This window comes from Moorena sp., from assembly GCF_982860115.1.
Map to the genome: position 1 here is coordinate 1 of NZ_CEYLVT010000392.1, position 3,801 is coordinate 3,801.

The 3,801-nt window shown below is 40.6% G+C and carries 4 protein-coding genes; all 4 read left to right on the forward strand.

Annotation, left to right across the window (positions count from 1 at the left end):
• Window positions 1-82: 82 nt before the first annotated feature.
• Window positions 83-709, forward strand: a complete 627-nt coding sequence (locus AC4II3_RS31840) for an FMN-dependent NADH-azoreductase (RefSeq protein WP_488016775.1) — start codon at window positions 83-85, stop codon at window positions 707-709.
• A gap of 53 nt (window positions 710-762) precedes the next feature.
• Window positions 763-1,206: a carboxymuconolactone decarboxylase family protein gene (locus tag AC4II3_RS31845; protein WP_488016769.1), complete on the forward strand. Its 444-nt coding sequence runs from the start codon at window positions 763-765 to the stop codon at window positions 1,204-1,206.
• A 257-nt stretch (window positions 1,207-1,463) separates the two neighbouring features.
• Window positions 1,464-2,666 (forward strand): 4-hydroxybenzoate 3-monooxygenase, encoded by a 1,203-nt coding sequence (locus AC4II3_RS31850; protein WP_488016771.1) that lies wholly within the window; start codon window positions 1,464-1,466, stop codon window positions 2,664-2,666.
• 230 nt (window positions 2,667-2,896) lie between these two features.
• Window positions 2,897-3,727, forward strand: a complete 831-nt coding sequence (locus AC4II3_RS31855) for a DUF3050 domain-containing protein (RefSeq protein ID WP_488016773.1) — start codon at window positions 2,897-2,899, stop codon at window positions 3,725-3,727.
• The last annotated feature ends 74 nt before the right edge of the window (window positions 3,728-3,801 follow it).

The window sequence follows — 3,801 nt, forward strand, 5'->3', positions numbered from 1 at the left end:
AACCAAACAACCTTCAACCAAACAACCTTCAACCAAACAACCTTCAACCTTCAACCTTCAGGCAAACAACCTTCAACTTAATATGACCCATATTCTTCACATTGATGCGAGTCCCCGTGGCGATCGCTCTATTTCTCGGCAATTGTCTAATCGGTTTATTCAAACTTGGAAGTCTTTCTATCCAGACGACACCGTCAGCTATCGAGATTTAGGTCATAATCCTGTTCCCCATGTCGATGAAAAGTGGATTGCTGCAGCATTTTGTCCTCCCGAAAAACGTACTCCTGAATTGGTAGAGGCAATTAAAGTATCAGATACTTTGGTGAATGAATTGCTAGCAGCCGATCGCTATGTTTTTGGCATTCCCATGTACAACTTAAATGTTCCATCTACCTTCAAAGCTTACATCGATCAAATTGTCCGAGTTAATCGCACCTTTACCTTTGACCAAACTGGTAAATATCGGGGCTTAGTTCCTAAGGGAAAGAAAATGCTAATTTTTACAGCTCGTGGCGGTAGTTTCTCTCCAGGAACCCCTATTGCTGATTACGATTATCAGGAACCTTTTTTACGGGCTATATTTGGTGTCATTGGCATTACAGATATCACATTTATTCATGCCGAGAAACTAGATTTAGGGAAAGAAGCCCGTCAGCAATCTTTGGCCAATGCCCGTGCTGAGCTTGAAAAAGCAGTAGGAACGTGGTGATCACGTCAAACGTAAAAAGTCAAGTTTTTAATTTTACCAATTGAGGTATTTAAATGGAAACAAGATTGGAACTAAAAAAAGTTGAACCAGCAGCTTATATAGCCATGAATTCCTTGGAAAATTATGTGAATAAAAGTGGCTTAAATAAAACACTAATTAAGTTAATAAAAGTCCGTGCTTCTCAACTTAATAAATGTGCGTTTTGTATCGATATGCATACAAAAGAAGCCAGAAGTAATGGAGAAACAGAACAACGAATTTATCTCCTAAATGCTTGGCAAGAAGCGCCATTTTTTAGCCCAGAAGAGCGAGCTGTATTAGAGCTAACTGAAGCAGTGACGCTGATTTCAGAGAATCAGGTACCGAATTCAGTTTATGAAGAAGTAAGTCGCTATTTTTCAGAAACCGAAATAGCTAAACTTTTGATGGCTATTGTCACGATCAATGGTTGGAATCGTATTGCTATTACTACAAAAATGATTCCAGGTACCTATTAGACGCTGATCAGCTATCAGCTATCAGCTTATGTGCTACGCACACGCTACGCGAACAGCTATCAGCTATCAGCTATCAGCTATCAGCTATTAGCTATCAGCTATCAGCCAAATAAGTTTATTTTAAGCTGTTCGCGTAGCGTGAGCTTCTAGCTCACGGCTGACTGCTGACTACTGACTGCTGACTGCTTACAGAGGGTGTTTGTTAATAAAATTTACTTTCCTTTTATTCAATTATAACTAAAGAGGTAGTTTAAACCATGACTAATAGTACAGCATTGAAAACATCAGTTTGTATTTTAGGTTCAGGTCCAGCTGGGATTGTAGTTGGTAATATCCTTCTACAAAATGGCATTGATTGTATCATTGCGGATAGATACAACCGCGAAGAAATATATACGAAGGCGCGGGCAGGTGTGCTGGAAAGCACGACAGTTGACCTACTCAAAAAACATGGTCTAGCGGATACAATTTTCCAAAATGGCTATACCCATGATACCTGTGAATTTCGTTACCCTGATTACAGCGTTGTCTTTGATTACGGAAAGTTAGCTGATGGGGATGTCCATTACATTTATCCCCAAAGCGATCTCAATGACGATCTGATTCAAAGATATCTGGATGCAGGTGGTAAGTTATTGTTACGCCATGAAGGAAAAAAAATTACTCAAACCGATGACGGCGTCATTGTTGAATGTTACGATAAAGATGGTGACACCACCATCACGATTCATGCTGATTTTGTAGCAGGGTGTGATGGCTATCATGGAATCTCGCGCCAATCAATTCCAGACGGAGCGGTAGACATCTACACAAAACAGCATCCCTACGGCTGGCTGGCAATTTTAGCTTACGCACCACCTTCTGCAAAACATGTCATCTATGGCTTGCATCATGATGGCTTTGGAGCTCACATGCCGCGCAATGCCAAGATTTCTCGTTATTACTTACAAGTTTCACTTGATGATGAGCTTAAAAATTGGCCTGATCAACGCATCTGGAGTACCTTGGCAAAGCGTCTGGCGAAAAAAGAATGGACGTTGAAAGAAGGGGAAATCTTTGACAAGCGGATTTTATCCATGCGCAGTTATGTTATGGAACCGTTACAGTACCAACGGTTATTGATAGCTGGTGATGCGGGTCACATTATTACACCTTGCGGTGGAAAAGGTTTAAATCTGGCGGTACAGGATGCGGGTGTTCTGGGAGAAGTATTGGTAAGTTACTACCAGGAAAAACGGGATATTTCTTACCTAAAACGCTACTCGGAAATTCGTTTGCCCTATATTTGGCGTGCTCAAGAATTCTCTTGTTCGATGTTGCATATGCTGCATAAGTCTGAAGACACCGATGTAGACAATGTCCGTTTCTTCAATAAGTTGAGTGAATCGAAATTGAAGCAATTGTCTACATCGGCAACATTTGCTAGGGATTTTGCCAGAAACTATGTTGGTATTATCTAGCAAAGGGAGTAGGGAGTAGGGAGTAGGGAGTAGGGAGTAGGGAGTAGGAAATAAAATTATCACAATTCATTGAGGATCCCTATCTGAGAGGTACACAGAATTTTTTTCCTGTATTGATGCAATTTCCTTGCTATTATATCTTCTCTGTTCCCTGCTCCCTGCTCCCTGCTCCCTCAAAAAATGTACCTCACCAAATTAAACAACTCTATAGGTTATTAAGGAGACCAATCATGAAAATTATCGAAATGCAAAATTATAAGAGTTTCGACTATTACACTCAGCTGGAAGAACAACTTAAACCAAGCCGTATGGCTCTGATAAATCACCCCCTTTACCAACAGTTAAATGACTTGGTATCTCTACAGATATTTATGGAGTCTCACGTGTTTGCTGTTTGGGATTTCATGTCTCTGATTAAGACTCTTCAACACCGAGTTACTTGCTTGGATGTACCTTGGGTGCCACCGACAGATATTAATTCTGCCAGGATGGTCAATGAGATTGTTTTAGCTGAAGAGACTGATGAAGTCTCACCAGGAAATTACATCAGTCACTATGATCTCTATATGGTGGCGATGGGAGAAATTGGAGCTGATACTAATCCAATTAAAACGTTTATATCTTCTCTTAGAAAAGGTATTCCATCTGAGCAAAGTCTAGCCTCTCTTTCGATACCTGAATTAACCAAAACGTTTGTAAAATTCACGTTGGAAACTACGACTAAGTCAACCCATGAAGTAGCTGCAGCTTTTCTACTAGGTCGAGAAGATATCATTCCTGCTATGTTCAGACAGGTAATTGCTACTTTAGATAGTCTTTATGGATTTACTTGGGATTCTTTGCGTCTCTATCTAGACAGGCATAATTTTCTGGATGAGGATCAACATGTTCCCATGGGGAAAAAACTCTTAAAAAATCTTTGTGGTGATGATCCTGTAAAGTGGGAGCAAGCTTTCAACTCTGCTGAGAATGCTCTCAAAGCACGCTATGCTCTATGGGATGGTGTAGCTGAGTTGATTCAGGTCAACAAAGAGAATGATATAGCGCTGCTTGAGATGTAATAGTTATAGCGCTACGCGCAAGGGCAATAGGCAATAGGCAATAGGCAATAGGCAATAGGCAATAGGCAATAGGC

Excerpts from the sequence above, each read along its gene's own strand:
- AC4II3_RS31840 (WP_488016775.1), top strand. The coding sequence starts at position 83 with ATGACCCATATTCTTCACATTGATGCGAGTCCCCGTGGCGATCGCTCT.
- AC4II3_RS31845 (WP_488016769.1), top strand. The coding sequence starts at position 763 with ATGGAAACAAGATTGGAACTAAAAAAAGTTGAACCAGCAGCTTATATA.
- AC4II3_RS31850 (WP_488016771.1), top strand. The coding sequence starts at position 1,464 with ATGACTAATAGTACAGCATTGAAAACATCAGTTTGTATTTTAGGTTCA.
- AC4II3_RS31855 (WP_488016773.1), top strand. The coding sequence starts at position 2,897 with ATGAAAATTATCGAAATGCAAAATTATAAGAGTTTCGACTATTACACT.